General features: G+C 34.5%; 29 protein-coding genes. 25 read left to right on the top strand and 4 right to left on the bottom strand.

Features of this window, described 5'->3' with window-relative positions:
• The 25 genes from rpsS to YW9_RS0107765 all read left to right on the top strand — a co-directional run bounded on the left by rpsS (position 1) and on the right by YW9_RS0107765 (position 12989).
• A complete protein-coding gene (rpsS, locus tag YW9_RS0107650; RefSeq protein ID WP_018279592.1) occupies positions 1–279 on the top strand; it encodes a 30S ribosomal protein S19 in 279 nt (92 codons plus the stop codon).
• Between the two features lie 9 nt (positions 280–288).
• Positions 289–699 (top strand): 50S ribosomal protein L22, encoded by a 411-nt coding sequence (gene rplV, locus YW9_RS0107655; RefSeq protein WP_018279593.1) that lies wholly within the window; start codon positions 289–291, stop codon positions 697–699.
• 7 nt (positions 700–706) lie between these two features.
• Positions 707–1447 (top strand): 30S ribosomal protein S3, encoded by a 741-nt coding sequence (gene rpsC, locus YW9_RS0107660; protein WP_018279594.1) that lies wholly within the window; start codon positions 707–709, stop codon positions 1445–1447.
• A gap of 18 nt (positions 1448–1465) precedes the next feature.
• A complete protein-coding gene (rplP, locus tag YW9_RS0107665) occupies positions 1466–1885 on the top strand; it encodes a 50S ribosomal protein L16 (RefSeq protein WP_018279595.1) in 420 nt (139 codons plus the stop codon).
• Between the two features lie 10 nt (positions 1886–1895).
• Complete coding sequence (rpmC, locus tag YW9_RS0107670; RefSeq protein WP_018279596.1) at positions 1896–2087, top strand: 50S ribosomal protein L29; 192 nt, start codon at positions 1896–1898, stop codon at positions 2085–2087.
• An 18-nt stretch (positions 2088–2105) separates the two neighbouring features.
• Positions 2106–2363, top strand: a complete 258-nt coding sequence (gene rpsQ / locus YW9_RS0107675) for a 30S ribosomal protein S17 (protein ID WP_018279597.1) — start codon at positions 2106–2108, stop codon at positions 2361–2363.
• Between the two features lie 2 nt (positions 2364–2365).
• On the top strand, positions 2366–2734 hold the full coding sequence (rplN, locus tag YW9_RS0107680) for a 50S ribosomal protein L14 (RefSeq protein WP_002675043.1): 369 nt from the start codon (positions 2366–2368) through the stop codon (positions 2732–2734).
• Between the two features lie 18 nt (positions 2735–2752).
• Positions 2753–3064 carry a 50S ribosomal protein L24 gene (gene rplX, locus YW9_RS0107685; RefSeq protein ID WP_018279598.1) on the top strand — a complete coding sequence of 104 codons (312 nt, stop codon included), beginning with the start codon at positions 2753–2755 and terminating at the stop codon, positions 3062–3064.
• A 2-nt stretch (positions 3065–3066) separates the two neighbouring features.
• Positions 3067–3618: a 50S ribosomal protein L5 gene (rplE, locus tag YW9_RS0107690; RefSeq protein WP_018279599.1), complete on the top strand. Its 552-nt coding sequence runs from the start codon at positions 3067–3069 to the stop codon at positions 3616–3618.
• A gap of 4 nt (positions 3619–3622) precedes the next feature.
• Complete coding sequence (gene rpsN, locus YW9_RS0107695) at positions 3623–3892, top strand: 30S ribosomal protein S14 (protein ID WP_013996569.1); 270 nt, start codon at positions 3623–3625, stop codon at positions 3890–3892.
• 18 nt (positions 3893–3910) lie between these two features.
• Complete coding sequence (rpsH, locus tag YW9_RS0107700; RefSeq protein ID WP_018279600.1) at positions 3911–4309, top strand: 30S ribosomal protein S8; 399 nt, start codon at positions 3911–3913, stop codon at positions 4307–4309.
• Between the two features lie 18 nt (positions 4310–4327).
• A complete protein-coding gene (gene rplF, locus YW9_RS0107705; RefSeq protein WP_018279601.1) occupies positions 4328–4870 on the top strand; it encodes a 50S ribosomal protein L6 in 543 nt (180 codons plus the stop codon).
• 11 nt (positions 4871–4881) lie between these two features.
• Complete coding sequence (rplR, locus tag YW9_RS0107710; RefSeq protein ID WP_018279602.1) at positions 4882–5238, top strand: 50S ribosomal protein L18; 357 nt, start codon at positions 4882–4884, stop codon at positions 5236–5238.
• A 6-nt stretch (positions 5239–5244) separates the two neighbouring features.
• Positions 5245–5769, top strand: a complete 525-nt coding sequence (rpsE, locus tag YW9_RS0107715) for a 30S ribosomal protein S5 (RefSeq protein ID WP_018279603.1) — start codon at positions 5245–5247, stop codon at positions 5767–5769.
• A 13-nt stretch (positions 5770–5782) separates the two neighbouring features.
• A complete protein-coding gene (gene rpmD / locus YW9_RS0107720) occupies positions 5783–5965 on the top strand; it encodes a 50S ribosomal protein L30 (RefSeq protein ID WP_018279604.1) in 183 nt (60 codons plus the stop codon).
• Between the two features lie 16 nt (positions 5966–5981).
• Positions 5982–6434: a 50S ribosomal protein L15 gene (rplO, locus tag YW9_RS0107725; protein ID WP_018279605.1), complete on the top strand. Its 453-nt coding sequence runs from the start codon at positions 5982–5984 to the stop codon at positions 6432–6434.
• 11 nt (positions 6435–6445) lie between these two features.
• Complete coding sequence (gene secY, locus YW9_RS0107730) at positions 6446–7789, top strand: preprotein translocase subunit SecY (protein ID WP_026193903.1); 1344 nt, start codon at positions 6446–6448, stop codon at positions 7787–7789.
• A 6-nt stretch (positions 7790–7795) separates the two neighbouring features.
• Positions 7796–8011, top strand: a complete 216-nt coding sequence (infA, locus tag YW9_RS0107735) for a translation initiation factor IF-1 (protein ID WP_002675066.1) — start codon at positions 7796–7798, stop codon at positions 8009–8011.
• Positions 8012–8248: 237 nt separating this feature from the next.
• Positions 8249–8365: a type B 50S ribosomal protein L36 gene (gene ykgO / locus YW9_RS12690; protein ID WP_040353965.1), complete on the top strand. Its 117-nt coding sequence runs from the start codon at positions 8249–8251 to the stop codon at positions 8363–8365.
• A 2-nt stretch (positions 8366–8367) separates the two neighbouring features.
• Positions 8368–8742: a 30S ribosomal protein S13 gene (gene rpsM / locus YW9_RS0107740; RefSeq protein ID WP_018279607.1), complete on the top strand. Its 375-nt coding sequence runs from the start codon at positions 8368–8370 to the stop codon at positions 8740–8742.
• 14 nt (positions 8743–8756) lie between these two features.
• Positions 8757–9158 carry a 30S ribosomal protein S11 gene (gene rpsK / locus YW9_RS0107745; protein WP_018279608.1) on the top strand — a complete coding sequence of 134 codons (402 nt, stop codon included), beginning with the start codon at positions 8757–8759 and terminating at the stop codon, positions 9156–9158.
• A gap of 81 nt (positions 9159–9239) precedes the next feature.
• Complete coding sequence (gene rpsD / locus YW9_RS0107750; protein WP_018279609.1) at positions 9240–9845, top strand: 30S ribosomal protein S4; 606 nt, start codon at positions 9240–9242, stop codon at positions 9843–9845.
• Between the two features lie 22 nt (positions 9846–9867).
• Entirely contained in the window at positions 9868–10860 is a 993-nt protein-coding gene (locus YW9_RS0107755) for a DNA-directed RNA polymerase subunit alpha (RefSeq protein ID WP_026193904.1), read from the top strand.
• Between the two features lie 30 nt (positions 10861–10890).
• Positions 10891–11364, top strand: coding sequence for a 50S ribosomal protein L17 (gene rplQ / locus YW9_RS0107760; RefSeq protein ID WP_018279611.1), 474 nt, complete (start codon positions 10891–10893; stop codon positions 11362–11364).
• Between the two features lie 176 nt (positions 11365–11540).
• Positions 11541–12989 carry a Na+/H+ antiporter NhaC family protein gene (locus YW9_RS0107765; RefSeq protein ID WP_018279612.1) on the top strand — a complete coding sequence of 483 codons (1449 nt, stop codon included), beginning with the start codon at positions 11541–11543 and terminating at the stop codon, positions 12987–12989.
• A 277-nt stretch (positions 12990–13266) separates the two neighbouring features.
• Here the strand turns inward: YW9_RS0107765 and YW9_RS0107770 are convergent, their stop codons facing one another.
• The 4 genes from YW9_RS0107770 to YW9_RS0107790 form a co-directional block, all read right to left on the bottom strand.
• Positions 13267–14145, bottom strand: coding sequence for a carbohydrate kinase family protein (locus YW9_RS0107770; protein WP_018279613.1), 879 nt, complete (start codon positions 14143–14145; stop codon positions 13267–13269).
• 792 nt (positions 14146–14937) lie between these two features.
• A complete protein-coding gene (locus YW9_RS0107780; protein WP_018279615.1) occupies positions 14938–15603 on the bottom strand; it encodes a DUF6261 family protein in 666 nt (221 codons plus the stop codon).
• Positions 15604–16216: 613 nt separating this feature from the next.
• On the bottom strand, positions 16217–16738 hold the full coding sequence (locus YW9_RS13125; protein ID WP_018279616.1) for a hypothetical protein: 522 nt from the start codon (positions 16736–16738) through the stop codon (positions 16217–16219).
• Complete coding sequence (locus YW9_RS0107790; RefSeq protein ID WP_155848747.1) at positions 16735–17469, bottom strand: hypothetical protein; 735 nt, start codon at positions 17467–17469, stop codon at positions 16735–16737. Before YW9_RS0107790 ends, YW9_RS13125 begins: the two co-directional genes overlap by 4 nt.
• Positions 17470–17620 lie beyond the last annotated feature (151 nt).

Consider the following 17620-nt stretch of genomic DNA (forward strand, 5'->3'; position numbering starts at 1 on the left):
ATGGCACGTTCATTAAAGAAAGGACCTTACGTTCACTATAGTTTGGAGAAAAAAATTCAACAAAACATTGAAACAGGTAAAAAGACAGTTATCAAAACTTGGTCAAGAGCTTCGATGATAACACCTGATTTTGTTGGTCAGACAATAGCAGTTCACAATGGTCGTCAGTTTGTTCCAGTGTATATCACTGAGAATATGGTAGGACACAAATTAGGAGAATTTTCACCGACACGTTCATTTAGAGGACACGCTGGTGCAAAAAATAAAGGTAAAAAATAATAGAAGGCTATGGGAGTTCGTAAAAGAGAAAAAGCAACAGAAATAAAAGAAGCTAAAAAGAGCTTGGCTTTTGCAAAGTTGAATAACTGCCCTACTTCACCTCGAAAAATGCGTTTGGTAGCGGATTTAGTTCGTGGTCAACAAGTAGATAAAGCCCTTGCTATTTTGAAATTCAACCAAAAAGAAGCGTCAACTCGTTTGGAAAAGTTGTTGTTGTCGGCAATAGCTAACTGGCAAGCGAAAAATGAGGATGCGAATTTGGAAGATGCTGGATTATTTATTAAGGAAATCCGTGTGGATGGAGGGATGATTTTGAAAAGATTACGTCCAGCTCCACAAGGAAGAGCACACAGAATTAGAAAACGTTCTAACCACGTGACGTTGGTTTTAGGAGCTAAAAATTATAACACAGAAAGCTAAGATAAATATGGGACAAAAGACAAATCCAATCGGAAATCGCCTTGGAATTATCAGAGGATGGGAGTCTAACTGGTACGGAGGTAATGACTACGGAGATAAACTTGCTGAAGATGACAAAATCAGAAAGTATGTACAGACCCGTTTGTCTAAAGCTAGTGTTTCTCGTGTGATTATTGAAAGAACTTTAAAACTTGTAACCGTTACTATCACTACTGCTCGTCCAGGCATCATTATTGGTAGAGGAGGGCAAGAGGTAGACAAGCTTAAAGAAGAATTGAAAAAAATCACAGGTAAAGATATTCAAATCAACATCTTTGAAATCAAAAGACCTGAATTAGATGCTAACTTGGTTGCTGCAAGTATCGCTCGTCAGATAGAAGGACGTGTTTCATATCGTAGAGCTATCAAAATGGCTATCGCGGCTGCAATGCGTATGAATGCAGAAGGAATCAAGGTAATGATTTCTGGTCGTTTGAATGGTGCAGAAATGGCTCGTTCCGAAAGTTATAAAGAAGGAAGAATTCCATTGTCTACTTTTAGAGCAGATATTGATTATGCACTTGATGAAGCACACACTACGTATGGTCGTATGGGGATCAAGGTGTGGATTATGAAAGGCGAAATCTACGGCAAGAGAGAGCTTTCTCCACTTGTGGGAATGACTAAAAAGTCTGCAGGTTCAACAACAGGTAAATCTGCTTCGGATAAAGGCCCAGGAGGACATAGAAAAGCACGTCGTAAAAAGTAATTTTTAAAGTAAAAAGGAATGTTACAGCCAAAAAGAACGAAATATCGTAGAGTACAAAAAGGTAGAATGAAAGGAGTTTCCCATCGTGGAACCCTACTTTCTAACGGTATGTTTGGAATAAAATCTTTAGATTCCGCATTTATTACCTCTCGTCAAATTGAGTCAGCTCGTATTGCAGCAACTCGTTATATGAAGCGTGAAGGGCAATTGTGGATTAAGATTTTCCCAGATAAACCAATTACCAAAAAGCCTTTAGAAGTGCGTATGGGTAAAGGTAAAGGTGCCGTAGAATACTGGGCAGCTGTTGTTAAACCAGGAAGAATTATGTTTGAAGTAGGAGGTGTGTCAATCGAAATCGCGAAAGAAGCACTACGTTTGGCAGCACAAAAGTTACCTGTGAGAACAAAATTCGTTGTAGCAAGAGATTATCAAGATTAATTAAATTGTGATGAAACAGTCTGAAATTAAAAATTTGACAATAGCTGAGCTACAAGAAAAGCTTGGTGAATATAAAAAATCGTATGCAGATTTGAAAATGGCTCACGCCATTCAACCACTTGAAAAACCGATTCAATTACGTCAAGTAAGAAGAACTGTAGCAAGATTGGCATGCGAGTTAACTAAACGAGAGTTACAATAATTCTATGCTACTTTGAACATGGAAAAAAGAAATTTAAGAAAAGAAAGAATAGGGGTTGTTAGTAGTAACAAAATGGAAAAAACCATCGTGGTTTCAGAAGTTAAGCGAGTGAAGCACCCTATGTATGGTAAGTTTGTGTTGCGTACTAAGAAATATGTAGCACACGACGAAAAGAACGAATGCAACATCGGTGATACAGTTAGGATTATGGAAACTCGTCCGCAAAGTAAAACTAAATGTTGGAGATTAGTTGAAATCATTGAAAGAGCGAAGTAATTATGGTACAACAAGAGTCAAGATTAAAAGTAGCCGATAATACAGGAGCAAAAGAAGTTCTAACGATCCGTGTTTTAGGAGGTACAAAGCGTCGTTATGCTTCTGTAGGTGATAAAATTGTGGTTACCGTTAAAGAGGCAACTCCGAACGGAAACGTAAAAAAAGGACAAGTTTCAACTGCTGTGGTGGTAAGAACTAAGAAAGAGGTACGTCGTGCTGATGGCTCTTACATACGTTTCGATGAAAATGCTTGTGTTCTTTTGAATGCAGCTGGTGAGATGAGAGGGACCCGTGTTTTTGGTCCTGTTGCGAGAGAACTTCGTGATAAACAATTTATGAAAATTGTGTCATTAGCACCTGAAGTGCTTTAATTTTTAATATATTAAGTAATGAAACTAAAAATTAAAACAGGAGACACAGTACGAGTAATCGCTGGAGAACATAAAGGTTCAGAAGGTAAAGTGCTACGTGTTGATCGCGAGAAGAATAAAGCGATTGTAGAGGGAGTGAATTTGGTATCAAAACATACAAAACCAAGTGCTCAAAACCCTCAGGGAGGAATCGTTAAAAAAGAAGCTTTTATTCACATTTCAAATCTTTCTTTAATTGATCCAAAATCGGGAAAAACAACTCGTGTAGGATTTGAAGTAAGAAATGGTAAGAAAGTGAGATTTTCTAAAAAATCTAATGAAGTAATATAGTTATGGCTTACGTACCTAGACTAAAACAAGAATACAAAGAGCGTGTAATAGCAGCTCTAAAAGAAGAATTTGGCTATAAGAATGTAATGCAGGTTCCTAAACTAGAGAAAATAGTTGTGAGCCGAGGAGTTGGTTCAGCAGTTGCAGATAAGAAACAGATAGATTATGCAGTTGAGGAATTAACAAAAATTACAGGACAAAAAGCAGTTGCTACAGTTTCCAAGAAAGATGTAGCTTCTTTCAAACTCCGTAAAGGAATGGCTATTGGAGCAAAAGTTACTTTAAGAGGAGAAAGAATGTATGAATTCTTGGATAGATTGATTACAACGGCTCTTCCACGAGTAAGAGATTTTCAAGGAATTAAAGCCGAAGGTTTTGATGGTAGAGGAAATTACAATTTGGGTGTAACAGAGCAGATTATTTTTCCAGAGATTGACATTGATAAAATCAATAAAATTGCAGGGATGGATATAACTTTCGTTACATCTGCTGCAACTGATAAAGAAGCCAAATCATTATTAAGCGAATTAGGATTACCTTTTAAAAAGAACTAAATATATGGCTAAAGAATCAATGAAAGCCCGTGAGGTTAAAAGACAAAAATTGGTAGCAAAATATGCAGCAAAACGTAAAGCCTTGAAAGAAGCAGGTGATTACGAGGCTCTTCAAAAGTTACCTAAAAACGCATCACCAGTTCGTTTACACAATCGTTGTAAATTGACAGGACGTCCGAAAGGATATATGCGTACATTTGGAATTTCACGCGTTTTGTTCCGTGAAATGGCAAATAAGGGATTAATTCCGGGCGTTAAAAAAGCAAGTTGGTAATATTAAAAGGATAAAAATATGTATACAGATCCTATAGCAGATTATTTAACAAGAATTAGAAATGCGAATAATGCAAGGCATAGAGTAGTTGAAATTCCTGCATCTAATTTGAAAAAAGAGATTACAAAAATCTTATTTGATCAGGGATATATTTTAAGCTACAAGTTCGAGGATAATGCTGTTCAAGGCACTATCAAGATAGCTTTAAAATATGATAAATTAACTAAGGAGCCTGTCATTAAGCATATTGAAAGAGCAAGCAGACCTGGACTTAGAAAGTACGCTGGGGCTGATAGTCTTCCTCGCGTATTGAATGGCTTAGGCATTGCCATCATATCAACTTCAAAAGGAGTTATGACTGGTAAAAAAGCTAAGGAGCTTAATATCGGAGGGGAAGTAGTTTGTTATGTTTACTAATAAATAAAAGACAAAGAAATGTCAAGAATAGGTAAATTACCCATCAAAATTCCTGCAGGAGTTACAGTTACCATCAAAGATGGTGTTGTGACAGTGAAAGGAAAATTAGGCGAATTAACCCAAGAGGTTAAAGACATTGCTGTAAAGCAAGAGGATGGACAATTAGTGTTGGAGCCTACTGCTCAAACTAAAGACCAAAATGCAAAGCACGGTTTGTACAGAGCGTTGCTTAATAATATGGTTGTAGGGGTATCAGAAGGATTCACTAAAGAATTAGAGTTAGTAGGAGTTGGATATCGTGCCTCGAACCAAGGTCAAAAGTTGGATTTGGCTTTAGGATTTTCTCATAATATTGTTTTGGAATTACCCCAAGAAGTGAAACTCGAAACAGTAACTGAAAAAGGTAAAAATCCAATTATTAAATTGACATCATACGACAAACAATTAGTTGGACAAATAGCAGCTAAAATTCGTAGTTTCCGTAAGCCTGAGCCTTACAAAGGAAAAGGAGTTAAGTTTGTTGGTGAAGTGTTGAGAAGAAAAGCAGGTAAATCAGCTTAATAGTTAGAACAATGGCATTATCAAAAATAAAAAGAAGAGAACGTATTAAAAGCAGAATCAGAAAAGTAGTTAATGGTACTGCAACGCAACCTCGTTTGGCTGTTTTCAGAAGTAACAATGAGATTTATGCTCAAATCATTGATGACACCAAAGGAACTACTTTAGTGGCTGCTTCTTCGAGAGATAAAGAAATTAGTACTACCAAAGGAACTAAAACTGAAAAAGCGGCTTTGGTAGGTAAAGCTGTTGCAGAGAAAGCTCTAAAACAAGGTATTGAAAAAATTTCTTTTGATAGAGGAGGATACTTATATCACGGAAGAGTAAAATCATTAGCTGAAGGAGCTAGAGAAGGCGGACTTAAATTCTAAAAGACTATGTATCAGAAATATAAAAATGTAGAATATGTAAAACCAAGTGGTCTTGAATTAAAAGATCGTTTGGTAGGAGTTCAACGTGTTACCAAAGTAACTAAAGGAGGACGTGCGTTCGGTTTCTCAGCTATTGTTGTAGTAGGTGATGAGAATGGAGTAGTAGGACACGGTTTGGGAAAATCTAAAGAGGTAGCCGATGCAATTGCGAAAGCTGTTGAAGACGCAAAAAAGAATTTAGTTCGCATCCCACTTAATGGAACTACTTTGCCACACGAACAGAAAGGTAAGTTTGGTGGAGCTAGAGTGTATTTGCAACCAGCTACAGAGGGTACTGGAGTAATTGCAGGTGGTGCAGTTCGTGCCGTTTTAGAGTCTGTTGGAGTTCACAACGTACTTTCAAAATCACAAGGTTCTTCAAATCCTCATAATGTGGTAAAAGCTACTTTTGATGCATTGTTGCAATTACGTTCTGCAAAAACTATCGCAGCTCAACGTGGAATTTCCTTAGAAAAATTGTTTAAAGGTTAATAAATTTAGAACAATGACAAAAGTTAAAGTAACACAAGTGAAAAGTAGTATCAAGCGTCTGAAAAGTCAAAAATTGACTTTACAGGCTCTTGGTTTGAAGAAAATAGGACAAGTTGTTGAGCATAATGCAACACCAAGTATCCTAGGTATGATTAGTAAAGTGAAACACTTAGTTTCTGTTGAGGAAATTAAATAATATTTTATACAAAGTTATGAACTTGAGTAATTTACAACCTGCAGAAGGTTCAATTCACAGAGAAGGGAAGCGCGTTGGTCGTGGGCAAGGTTCTGGAAAAGGAGGCACTGCTACACGTGGGCATAAAGGAGCTAAATCTCGTTCAGGTTATTCTAAAAAGATTGGCTTTGAAGGAGGTCAGATGCCTTTGCAAAGACGTGTACCAAAATTTGGTTTCAAAAACTTTAACCGTAAGGAATATGTAGGAATCAACTTAGGGCAATTACAAGGTTTGGTTGATTCTGGTAAGATTACTGATACAGTTGATTTAGAAACCTTAGTTCAACTTCACATCGTTAAAAAAACAGATTTAGTTAAAGTTTTAGGTGGAGGAGAATTAAAAGCAAAATTAAAAATATCTGTTCATAAGTTTACGGCAAATGCTAAGTCTGCTGTTGAGGCAGTGGGCGGTGAGGCTGTAACCTTGTAATGTATTAAATTATTATGAAGTTTATCGAGAACCTAACCAACATTTGGAAAATAGAAGAGTTAAGAAATCGTATAATTTTAACTCTGGGGATTTTGTTAGTTTATCGTTTTGGAGCACATATTGTTCTTCCAGGAATTGATTCAACTCAGTTACATGAGTTGGCATCAAAAACTTCAGGAGGTGGGTTGCTTGATATCTTAAATGCTTTTACTGGGGGAGCTTTTGCTAACGCCTCAGTTTTTGCATTGGGTATTATGCCTTATATTTCGGCTTCTATTGTAGTCCAGCTTATGGGAATAATGATTCCGTACTTGCAAAAATTACAAAAAGAAGGTGAAAGCGGGAGAAGAAAGATAAACCAAATCACTCGATTTCTTACTATCGCGATATGTGTTGTTCAAGCACCAGCTTACTTGTATGGAATTAACCAATTAGGAGTTCCCGATAGTGCTTTCGTTTTAGGAAAAGGTGTTGAGTTCATTGTTCCCGCTGTTTTGATTCTTGTAACAGGAACTATTTTTGCGATGTGGTTAGGAGAAAAAATCACAGACAAGGGTATTGGTAATGGTATTTCTTTGCTGATTATGGTGGGAATCATTGCTCGTCTTCCTCTGGCTTTTGCGGCTGAGTTTGATGCTCGTGTAGCACAATCTAATGGTGGATTGATGATGATTCTTATTGAGATTATCATTTGGTTTGTGATTATACTACTTTGTATCTACTTAATCAAGGCGACTCGTCAGATTCCTGTTCAATATGCACGTAGAACAGCAGATGGAGGTGTTGCGGTTGAAAAAAACATTTTTGGTGCACGTCAATATATTCCATTAAAGTTGAATGCATCAGGGGTTATGCCGATTATCTTTGCACAAGCTTTGATGTTCATTCCAGCAACTGTAGCAGGTCTGTCTAAGTCAGAAACAGCTTTAAGTATTCAACAGGCTTTCAGTAATATGTTCGGATTTTGGTATAATTTGCTGTTTGCAACAATGATTATATTGTTTACATACTTTTATACAGCGATTACCGTACCAACTAATAAAATGGCTGATGACTTAAAGAGAAGTGGCGGGTTTATTCCGGGTATACGTCCTGGGAAGGAAACGGGTGACTATCTAGATAAAATTATGTCGCTTATAACATTACCTGGTTCTATATTTTTAGCTTTAATTGCTGTATTTCCTGCTTTTTTAAAAGTTATTGGAATGCAAGATGGATGGGCATTATTTTATGGGGGTACATCTCTATTGATTTTAGTAGGTGTTGCTATAGATACAATGCAACAAGTTAATTCATATTTGCTAAATCGTCATTATGATGGTTTGATGAAAACGGGCAAAAATAGAAAAGCTTAGTAATTTATGGCAAAGCAAGCAGCAATAGAACAAGACGGAACAATTGTAGAAGCGTTGTCAAATGCAATGTTTCGAGTGGAGCTAGATAACGGACATGTGGTGATTGCTCACATCTCTGGTAAGATGCGTATGCATTACATCAAACTACTTCCTGGGGATAAAGTAAAACTTGAAATGAGTCCTTATGATTTGAGTAAGGCTCGTATAACGTATCGTTATTAGGCAATTTAATTCGAAATTTTTAAAAACATTCAATAAGATAAAAACTTTGTCAAAGTTTTTTAACTTTGGCAAAGTTCTATGTAAATGAATATATAGTTGAAAATCAATTTTTTAAGCTATTTTTTTTAAGGAGAGAATGTTTTGTGAAAATTTAAAGGTAGTATTTTATTTTAAAATTACATTATAAATCAAAATATTTTGTAGTTTTGCAAACTCTATTGACTAAACAATAAAGAAATGAAAGTTAGAGCATCAATTAAAAAAAGAAGCCCCGAGTGCATTATTGTGCGTAGAAAAGGGGTATTGTACGTAATTAATAAGAAAAATCCTAAATTTAAACAAAGACAAGGATAATTATGGCAAGAATTGCAGGTATTGATTTACCAAAAAATAAACGTGGAGTTATTGGATTAACTTACATTTTTGGTATCGGAAAAAGTAGAGCTAAAGAAATCTTAGAAAAGGCTCAAGTTAATGAGGACAAGAAAGTAAACGAATGGAATGATGAAGAAATCACTAACATTCGTGAGGCGGTTGCGTCTTATAAAATTGAAGGGGAATTGCGTTCTGAAATTCAACTAAACATCAAACGTTTGATGGATATAGGTTGCTATCGTGGAATTCGCCACAGAATTGGATTGCCATTACGTGGACAAAAAACCAAGAACAATTCTCGTACAAGAAAAGGTAGAAGAAAAACTGTTGCTAATAAGAAAAAAGCGACTAAATAATAAGTAAGGTTAGTATGGCAAAATCAAATGCAAAGAACGCAAAGGTTTCTAAAAAGAGAAAGGTAGTTGTAGAGTCAGTTGGTGAGGCACACGTTTCTGCTACATTCAATAACGTAATTATTTCTCTTACCAATAAAAAAGGAGATGTAATTTCTTGGTCATCAGCGGGTAAAATGGGATTCCGTGGGTCTAAAAAGAATACACCATATGCTGCTCAAGTGGCTGCTGAAGATGCTGCGAAAGTAGCTTTTGATGCAGGATTGAAAAAAGTGAAAGTGTATGTTAAGGGTCCAGGAAATGGAAGAGAGTCTGCAATCAGAACAATACACAATGCAGGGATTGAGGTAACAGAAATTATTGATGTTACTCCATTACCTCACAACGGTTGTCGTCCACCAAAAAGACGTAGAGTTTAATTAGTAATAATAAATACGAGAGGATTTTGATTATCGAAGGAATGCCTTAATTCATAATCCCTTTCATTTAAATACAAAAAAATGGCAAGATATACAGGACCAAAAACGAAAATAGCTCGTAAGTTTGGAGAAGCTATCTTCGGAGATGATAAATCTTTTGAAAAGAAAAATTATCCACCTGGGCAACACGGTATTGCCCGTCGTAGAGCAAAACGCTCAGAGTATGCTATTCAGCTACAAGAAAAACAAAAAGCAAAATATACATATGGTATTTTGGAGAAACAATTCCGAAACTTGTATGAAAAAGCAAAAAGAAGCAAACACGTTACAGGTGAAGTGTTGTTACAATTGTGTGAATCACGTTTGGACAACGTTGTTTATCGTATGGGAATAGCTCCAACACGTAGTGCAGCTCGTCAGTTGGTTTCACATCGTCATATCACGGTAAACGGAAATATCGTTAATATTCCTTCTTATGCTTTGAGACCAGGAGATGTAGTGGGTGTTCGTGAGAAGTCAAAATCATTGAGTGTGATAGAAAACTCATTGGCTTCTAATAGCACTGTTTATGAATGGATTACTTGGAATACTGAAAAATTAGAAGGTACATTTGTTACCGTGCCTCAACGTATCCAAATTCCTGAAAATATTAAAGAACAGTTAATCGTAGAGTTATACTCTAAATAATAAATAAGACAGCAGTCAAATTATGGCATTATTCAACTTTCAAAAACCCGATAAGGTTATAATGATTGAATCATCTGATTTTGAGGGGCGATTTGAGTTTCGTCCTTTGGAACCAGGATATGGTTTAACTATAGGTAACGCATTACGTAGAGTTATGCTCTCTTCTTTGGAGGGTTTCGCAATCACTTCTGTAAAGTTTGACAAAGTAGGACACGAGTTTTCTACTATATCAGGTGTTGTGGAAGATGTTACTGAAATTATCTTGAATTTGAAACAAGTGCGTTTTAAACGACAGATTGAAGATGTAGAGAATGAAACAGCAACAATTTCTGTTTCAGGAAAAAAACAGTTGACTGCCGGTGATTTTCAAAAATATCTATCAGGATTTCAAGTCTTGAATACAGATTTGGTAATTTGTAATATGGAATCGTCAGTAACTTTTGATATGGAGATAACCATTGAAAAAGGACGTGGCTATGTTCCTGCAGAGGAAAACGCAAATCCGAATGCAGCGATAGGAGTTATCGCAACAGATGCAATTTTTACACCTATCAAAAATGTCAAGTATTCTATTGAAAATTACCGCGTTGAACAAAAAACTGATTATGAAAAGTTAGTTTTTGAAATCAAAACAGATGGGTCTATACATCCAAGACAAGCTCTAACAGAGGCTGCAAAAACGTTGATACATCATTTTATGTTGTTCTCTGATGAGAGAATCACGTTGGAATCAGATGAGATTGCACAGACTGATGCATACGATGAGGAATCGTTGCATATGCGTCAGTTATTGAAAACTAGATTGGTAGATATGGACTTGTCAGTTCGAGCATTAAATTGCTTGAAAGCTGCCGAAGTGGATACTTTGGGAGATTTGGTTTCTTTCAATAAAGCTGATTTGATGAAATTCAGAAATTTTGGTAAAAAATCACTTACAGAACTTGATGAATTGGTTGCCAATAAAGGTTTGACATTTGGAATGGATTTGTCAAAGTATAAGTTAGATAGAGATTAACCCGCTTTTGCGTTATTTAATTAAGGAAAAATGAGACACGGAAATAAAATTAATCATTTAGGAAGAAAAACTGCTCACAGAAAAGCAATGTTAGCTAATATGGCTTGTTCATTGATTGAGCATAAGAGAATAAATACGACTTTGGCAAAGGCAAAAGCTCTTAAATTGTTCATAGAGCCATTGGTAACAAAGTCAAAAGAGGATACAACTCACAATCGTCGTATCGCTTTTAGTAAATTAAGAAATAAATATGCCGTAACCGAATTATTTAAAGAGGTTTCTGTAAAAGTAGGCGATAGACCAGGAGGTTATACACGTATTATCAAATTGGGAAATCGTTTGGGAGATAATGCAGAAATGGCATTGATAGAGCTAGTTGATTACAATACTACATACAATGTAGAAAAAGCTTCTAGCAAGAAAAAAACTACTCGTCGTGGTAGAAAAAAATCTGCTGAGTCAGCTACACAAAAAGAAGTTGAAAATACAGAATCAGCTGAATAAATTAAGAATTTTATTTGATTTTCAAAAAGACAAGCAAACAAAATGCTTGTCTTTTTTTTATTGAATTATAAATGTTTATTTTCAATCGTTAATTATATTTTTTGTTTTAAATGTAACTTTTTGTGAAAGTTAATAATATTGTTTCTATTTTTGCTTTGTAAATCAATAGTTAAAGAATGGAAAAAGAACGTTTGTATAAAATCTCATTGTTTGGGGCTTTCTTCCCGATTGCGGTGCTTATTATCCTGCTTGGATATAATGTGTTTTTTGTATATGGGGATAACGCTCTCGGAGGTTCAAATCAATTTATTTTGCTCCTTGGTGCTGCTGTCGCTGTTGTAATCGGAATTCTTAATAAAGTTCCAATTCATACGATGACACAAGAAATATACAATAATATAAAGTCCACCAGTGGGGCGATTCTTATTTTGCTTCTGGTGGGAGCTTTGTCGGGTACGTGGCTACTTAGCGGAATTATACCTTCAATGATTTATTACGGATTGAACATTCTAACGCCATCGATATTCTTACCCGCTTGTGTTATTATTTGTTCACTTGTTTCGGTAGCTGTAGGCAGTAGCTGGACAACTTCCGCAACGATAGGAATTGCTCTGGTAGGTATAGGAAGCTCTTTAGGAATTCACGAAGGGCTTATCGGTGGAGCTATTATTTCAGGCGGATACTTTGGAGATAAAATGTCGCCGATGAGTGATACAACCAATCTGGCACCTGCTTTGGCTGGAACGGATATATTCACCCACATACGATATATGTTATTTACCACTATTCCTACAATTAGTATTTCACTGATAATTTTCACTATCATTGGGCTAAACCTTGAAACGGTAGGCGTATCGGATACAAGTGCTATACAGAGTGCTATTTTGGAACGATTTAACGTTACACCTTGGGTTTTTGTTGTCCCTGCCATAATTTTGGTTATGATTTACAAAAAGACAGAACCCTTAGTAGCGTTGTTCTGTGGTGTACTTTTGGGAGCAATATTCGCACTGCTATTTCAGCAAAACTTACTGCTGGAGCTAACCCAAAAATCATCGTTAGAGTTTTCAGCTCTTTACAAAGTAATAATGGATACGATAACAACTTCTACACAAATACCGACCGATAATGAAAATCTGAATGAATTGTTTTCTTCTTCAGGAATGAGTGGAATGCTCAATACGATATGGCTCATTATCTGTGCGATGGCTTTCGGAGGCGTTATGGAAGCTATTGGTGCTTTGGAGCGTATAACTGCTTTTTTGCTACATTTGTTTACTTCTACCTTTGGGTTATTTGCCAGTACGGTAATGAGTTGTTTGGCATTGAATGTTACCACTTCCGACCAGTATTTAGCGTTGGTAGTGCCAGGGAAAATGTTCTCTAAAGCGTATGCAAGGAAAGGATTAGCTCCTGAAAACTTAAGTAGAACGTTGGAAGACTCAGGTACGGTAACTTCTGTTTTAGTTCCTTGGAATACCTGTGCCGCGTACAACAGCGGTGTTTTGGGAATTCCGACTTTGACGTATCTTCCGTATGCGTTTTTCAATATCATAAGTCCGTTTATGACTCTTCTTTTTGTGGCACTTAATATAAAAATAAGAAGAATAGGAGACAAGCAATAACACCTCTCTTTATAACAAGTTATTATTGCTTTATTATTGATTTTATAAAAACTTGTTTGTAGGTTGGTTAAGTTGAATAGCGTAGCAATTTGTAAAAAAGATTTTTGTTAAACTACAATTAACTAAAAAATAAACCTTAAAAAGAGAGGGAGTATTCTTTTTGTAGTGAATTAACTATACCACCAATTATATGAACATCTTAGCAAAAGATTATTACTTTCGCTAAGATGTATTTTTTTACAATTGATATCAGCTTAAACGGCTAAAATTATTAGTACTACTTGAAAGATTTTAAAAGAAAATCAGGTAGTTTGGGCATTGCTCCGTGTTGTTGACATACGTAGGCGGCTACTTCTACTGCCAACTGATGTGCTTCTTTAATTGATTTTCCTTTCAGATAAGCTGCAATAAAGGAGGCTGTAAATGAGTCACCTGCACCAACAGTATCCACAACGTTTATGGGCGGTGAAGGCAAAAAGGAAAGTTGTGACGGGGTAAAAACATAACTTCCTAATGAGCCTTTTGTTAGGATTAGTATTTTTAAGTTGTATCGTTCTACTAATTCTTCACAAATATCTTGTTCTGAACCTTCTAATTTAAAAAGAAGTGTTATTATGCCAAGTTCGTCATCATTTAATTTTAATATATTGGCTAATTCCAACGATTGATGAATAATCTCTTTTGTGTAATAATACTGCCGAAGATTCATATCAAAAACCTTTAAACTATCAGGAGGCATTACTTGTAAAAATTGCCGAATCGTGTTGCGAGAGACTTCACTGCGTTGGGCTAATGAACCAAAACAAAGTGTTTTTGTTTTTTTGGCAAGTTCTTTAGTCTTCTCATTAAAAGGAATGTTATCCCAAGCTACATTTTCACGAATTCCATACTTCGGAATGCCTTCTTCATCTACTGAAATTTGTACTGAACCTGTCGGGAAAGGGACTTCTTCCAGAAGATGATTTAATTTTTTTTCATTTAGGTTTTCTACAAGGGTTTTTCCTAAATCATCATTGCCAATAGCACTTACAATATGTCCGTTTAGTCCAAATTGTGAAGCGTGATAAGCAAAATTGGCGGGAGCTCCTCCCATTACTTTTTGTTTGGGGAAAATATCCCAGAGAATTTCTCCCAAACCTACAACGATATGTTCCATTTGTATATAATTTTATTTTTCAGTTTATAATATTTGTAATTCAATTTATTTTGATGATGAATAACACTTCGACTTCGCTCAGTGTGACAGGGCTATATTAGTTTGATATTTGTAAGGCTTATGATTTTAATTTATTTTGATTACTAATGCTTCGACTTCGCTCAGTGTGACAGAATTGTATCAGTTTGATATTTATAAGATATATAATTATAATTTATTTTGATTACTAATGCTTCGACTTCGCTCAGCGTGACAGAATTGTATCAGTTTGATATTTATAAGATATATAATTATAATTTATTTTGATTACTAATGCTTCGACTTTGCTCAGCGTGACAGAATTGTATCAGTTTGATATTTATAAGATATATAATTATAATTTATTTTGATTACTAATGCTTCGACTTTGCTCAGCGTGACAGAATTGTATCAGTTTGATATTTGTAAGATTTATGATTTTAATTTATTTTGATTACTAATGCTTCGACTTCGCTCAGTGTGACAGGGCTATATTAGTTTGATATTTGTAAGGCTTATGATTTTAATTTATTTTGATGATTACTAACGTTTCAACTTTGTTTCGTATTGTAAATGTTATGTCAGGCTGAGCGGGGTCGAAGCCTTTTGTAGTAACAAAATCAAAATGCAAAAAATATTCAATATCTTTCAAAAAAATTATTCCTTGCTAACAAAAACACTTTATTAGTTTTTATTCAATTTAATATAATTGAAAAAATAGGCTTCTGGATAGCAAAGAATAATTTAATATGCAGAAAATATTTAATATACGAACTATTTTTTGGCAGCTTTTACAAACTCGTTGAGCTTATTATAAAGCGTAGTCCATTGCTGTGTTTCATACATTGAAGTTACTAAATTCAGAAAACGTTTCAAATCTTTTTCAACGTCTTTACGCAACTCACTGGCACTTTTTGTTTTTCGAAGTTCGGAGTTTGATTGTACTTGTTCTTCATAGACTTCTTTAAAAGTTTGTTCTACTTTTTTGAGTTCTTCAAAAGTACTTTTTAGTGAAAGATTCTCAATACGTGTTTGATTTTCAGCAGAAGAAAGAGCTTCAATAAGTTTATCGAGCTGAATGGTCTGTTCCCCATAATTCAATTTATCCAGTGCCAGACCATAAATTTTAAATTCTTTGAGCAAAGCCACAGCATCGGTTTGATGAGGCATTAATGTCATTTTTGAATATGCTACCAGAAAATTCTTGATAGTACGAAAGATAGCATCACGTTGTCTATCAACTTGAAGCACATCAACTCCTTTGCCACTAAAACTTATTTTAGAAATAACTTTGTAGTATTCCTGATAGGAAGTATCCAATTTGCTTAAAAACAAATGATTTTTGACTTCTTCAAATTCGGATTGCTTGGAAGATTCAATAACTCGCTGAGCTAATATTGCCAAGTCTTTTGTCGATAATTTTCGGAGATATATTTTCATATTGATTAAATTTTGTTTACAAATTTCAGTAATTAAATTGACTTTAGCAAATAAAAGTTTCTGAAAATGAGAAAGAAATATTTTTTTTATTTTTGAAAAGTATAATCTTTAAAAGAAGTTACAAATAACTAAGATTTATTCTTACTCTAAGTGGAATAGGGTTTACGCTAATAGCGAAAGATTTTTTCCAAATGGTAGAAGGTTTACGCTGATAGCGAAAGATTTTTTCCAAGTGGTAGAAGGTTTACGCTGATAGCGAAAGATTTTTTCCAAGTGGTAGAAGGTTTACGCTGATAGCGAAAGATTTTTTCCAAGTGGTAGAAGGTTTACGCTGATAGCGAAAGATTTTTTCCAAGTGGTAGAAGGTTTACGCTGATAGCGAAAGATTTTTTCCAAGTGGTAGAAGGTTTACGCTAATAGAAAAAGGTTTTTTCCAAGTGGAATAGGGTTTACGCTGATAGCGAAAGATTTTTTCCAAGTGGAGTAAGGTTTACGCTATAATGTTTTATTATTAGAAGTTTTGTTTTTATTATTTTTAATTTTAGTTTTTCTGTGCCAGTACAAAACTTACACAGGCACAGAAATTAATAATATAATGTTTAATCATAGAATTTTAATCTATTATTGCGTAAATGGGGGATACTTGTATAAACATATTCTCTTTTACCAAAAAGATAGAAGTATAATTTTCAAGATATAAATCTAATTTCCAATGGTCTATTTTGAATTCACTTTCTTGTTCATTTGTATATGTTAAAGCTTTAGCATCATTCAATAAAGATTCAAAACAAGTGATTTTTTGGGGTTTTAATCCTTTTATGTGTCTTTTTTCTTCAAAAGCAATCCACTCCGAACCTTGATTATTATCTTTTAAAGTAAACCAAATTTTTTCAGATTCATATTCTATTTTTTGCATAAATTTTGAGCTATAGGCTATGAAAAGTGTGTCCCGTTTTTGTTGAGAATACATAAGAGAAACACTCCAAGAAGATGAGTTGGAATAGTTTTTCTCAATAACTTTTTCATAAAAGTTTAGATTATCGTTATTTATTACAAAAAACAAACTATTTGAGTTAATCTGTACCTGTGCAAAACTTACACAGGCACAGAAAATTAGTGCAATTAATGGTTTCATTGCCTTTCAGGAAAAAGTTCTTTAGCCCACATTATATCGTATCTGACAACTCGCTTGAAACCATCTTCTGTTCGGTCGAAATAAAAATCATACGAACCTCCTACAATTCCTTTGCCTTCAATATATGCAAATCGGTCAATACCTCGATGGTAACTATAATTGCCTATTTCTTTTCTGATTTTTCTGTTTGAAGTATAATGATTTTCTTTTCTCCAGTCATCAAAAGTCCAAAAGTAATATATTTTTTCATTATCTTTTTGTTCTATTTGTGAAAGATAAATAGCACTCATAGCTTTATTGATGTAAATAGTTCCCATATATCCAGAAAAACCCTCCATAGGAGAATATTCGTCAAATTGTGGAATATATTCTTTTTTTACATCTTGATAGGTCATTATATTTTGTTTGATGTTGATTATATTACTTCCTGAAAATTGCAGAGAAGTGTTGAAATCAAAACGTTTAAATATCTCCAATAAAGTGTTTTTAGTTACATAGAATTTATTATTTTCTTCTTTAACTATTCTATATTTTCTAAAAACTTTAGTGCTATTTAGTTTAGACATATTATTTTTTACATCTTGTATTGATACTATTTTGTCTTCAATAAAGAAAAATGGAATTTCTTCCCAAATATTATCTCCGTCTAAATCAGGCAATATTGTAAGAAGTAAAAGGTTTCCTGATTCCAAAACATTATATATTTCTATTTCAGCTTTAATGCCGTACATTTTTTTTGTATTAAGAGTATATTTTTTTACTTTGTTTTGGGATATCAGTTCATTCAATAAAATGTAATTTTTCTCGGATTGTGAAAACCCGAGAAAAGAACATAAAAATAGTGTGATTAAAAGTTTTGTTTTCATTGTTACAAATCTAAAA

The sequence above is a fragment of the Capnocytophaga cynodegmi DSM 19736 genome (assembly GCF_000379185.1).
GTDB lineage: Bacteria > Bacteroidota > Bacteroidia > Flavobacteriales > Flavobacteriaceae > Capnocytophaga > Capnocytophaga cynodegmi.

What these genes read in the sequence shown, in the direction of transcription:
- rpsS (WP_018279592.1), top strand. Translation starts at nt 1, where the DNA reads ATGGCACGTTCATTAAAGAAAGGACCTTACGTTCACTATAGTTTGGAG.
- rplV (WP_018279593.1), top strand. Translation starts at nt 289, where the DNA reads ATGGGAGTTCGTAAAAGAGAAAAAGCAACAGAAATAAAAGAAGCTAAA.
- rpsC (WP_018279594.1), top strand. Translation starts at nt 707, where the DNA reads ATGGGACAAAAGACAAATCCAATCGGAAATCGCCTTGGAATTATCAGA.
- rplP (WP_018279595.1), top strand. Translation starts at nt 1,466, where the DNA reads ATGTTACAGCCAAAAAGAACGAAATATCGTAGAGTACAAAAAGGTAGA.
- rpmC (WP_018279596.1), top strand. Translation starts at nt 1,896, where the DNA reads ATGAAACAGTCTGAAATTAAAAATTTGACAATAGCTGAGCTACAAGAA.
- rpsQ (WP_018279597.1), top strand. Translation starts at nt 2,106, where the DNA reads ATGGAAAAAAGAAATTTAAGAAAAGAAAGAATAGGGGTTGTTAGTAGT.
- rplN (WP_002675043.1), top strand. Translation starts at nt 2,366, where the DNA reads ATGGTACAACAAGAGTCAAGATTAAAAGTAGCCGATAATACAGGAGCA.
- rplX (WP_018279598.1), top strand. Translation starts at nt 2,753, where the DNA reads ATGAAACTAAAAATTAAAACAGGAGACACAGTACGAGTAATCGCTGGA.
- rplE (WP_018279599.1), top strand. Translation starts at nt 3,067, where the DNA reads ATGGCTTACGTACCTAGACTAAAACAAGAATACAAAGAGCGTGTAATA.
- rpsN (WP_013996569.1), top strand. Translation starts at nt 3,623, where the DNA reads ATGGCTAAAGAATCAATGAAAGCCCGTGAGGTTAAAAGACAAAAATTG.
- rpsH (WP_018279600.1), top strand. Translation starts at nt 3,911, where the DNA reads ATGTATACAGATCCTATAGCAGATTATTTAACAAGAATTAGAAATGCG.
- rplF (WP_018279601.1), top strand. Translation starts at nt 4,328, where the DNA reads ATGTCAAGAATAGGTAAATTACCCATCAAAATTCCTGCAGGAGTTACA.
- rplR (WP_018279602.1), top strand. Translation starts at nt 4,882, where the DNA reads ATGGCATTATCAAAAATAAAAAGAAGAGAACGTATTAAAAGCAGAATC.
- rpsE (WP_018279603.1), top strand. Translation starts at nt 5,245, where the DNA reads ATGTATCAGAAATATAAAAATGTAGAATATGTAAAACCAAGTGGTCTT.
- rpmD (WP_018279604.1), top strand. Translation starts at nt 5,783, where the DNA reads ATGACAAAAGTTAAAGTAACACAAGTGAAAAGTAGTATCAAGCGTCTG.
- rplO (WP_018279605.1), top strand. Translation starts at nt 5,982, where the DNA reads ATGAACTTGAGTAATTTACAACCTGCAGAAGGTTCAATTCACAGAGAA.
- infA (WP_002675066.1), top strand. Translation starts at nt 7,796, where the DNA reads ATGGCAAAGCAAGCAGCAATAGAACAAGACGGAACAATTGTAGAAGCG.
- ykgO (WP_040353965.1), top strand. Translation starts at nt 8,249, where the DNA reads ATGAAAGTTAGAGCATCAATTAAAAAAAGAAGCCCCGAGTGCATTATT.
- rpsM (WP_018279607.1), top strand. Translation starts at nt 8,368, where the DNA reads ATGGCAAGAATTGCAGGTATTGATTTACCAAAAAATAAACGTGGAGTT.
- rpsK (WP_018279608.1), top strand. Translation starts at nt 8,757, where the DNA reads ATGGCAAAATCAAATGCAAAGAACGCAAAGGTTTCTAAAAAGAGAAAG.
- rpsD (WP_018279609.1), top strand. Translation starts at nt 9,240, where the DNA reads ATGGCAAGATATACAGGACCAAAAACGAAAATAGCTCGTAAGTTTGGA.
- YW9_RS0107755 (WP_026193904.1), top strand. Translation starts at nt 9,868, where the DNA reads ATGGCATTATTCAACTTTCAAAAACCCGATAAGGTTATAATGATTGAA.
- rplQ (WP_018279611.1), top strand. Translation starts at nt 10,891, where the DNA reads ATGAGACACGGAAATAAAATTAATCATTTAGGAAGAAAAACTGCTCAC.
- YW9_RS0107765 (WP_018279612.1), top strand. Translation starts at nt 11,541, where the DNA reads ATGGAAAAAGAACGTTTGTATAAAATCTCATTGTTTGGGGCTTTCTTC.
- YW9_RS0107770 (WP_018279613.1), bottom strand. Translation starts at nt 14,145, where the DNA reads ATGGAACATATCGTTGTAGGTTTGGGAGAAATTCTCTGGGATATTTTC.
- YW9_RS0107780 (WP_018279615.1), bottom strand. Translation starts at nt 15,603, where the DNA reads ATGAAAATATATCTCCGAAAATTATCGACAAAAGACTTGGCAATATTA.
- YW9_RS13125 (WP_018279616.1), bottom strand. Translation starts at nt 16,738, where the DNA reads ATGAAACCATTAATTGCACTAATTTTCTGTGCCTGTGTAAGTTTTGCA.
- YW9_RS0107790 (WP_155848747.1), bottom strand. Translation starts at nt 17,469, where the DNA reads ATGTACGGCATTAAAGCTGAAATAGAAATATATAATGTTTTGGAATCA.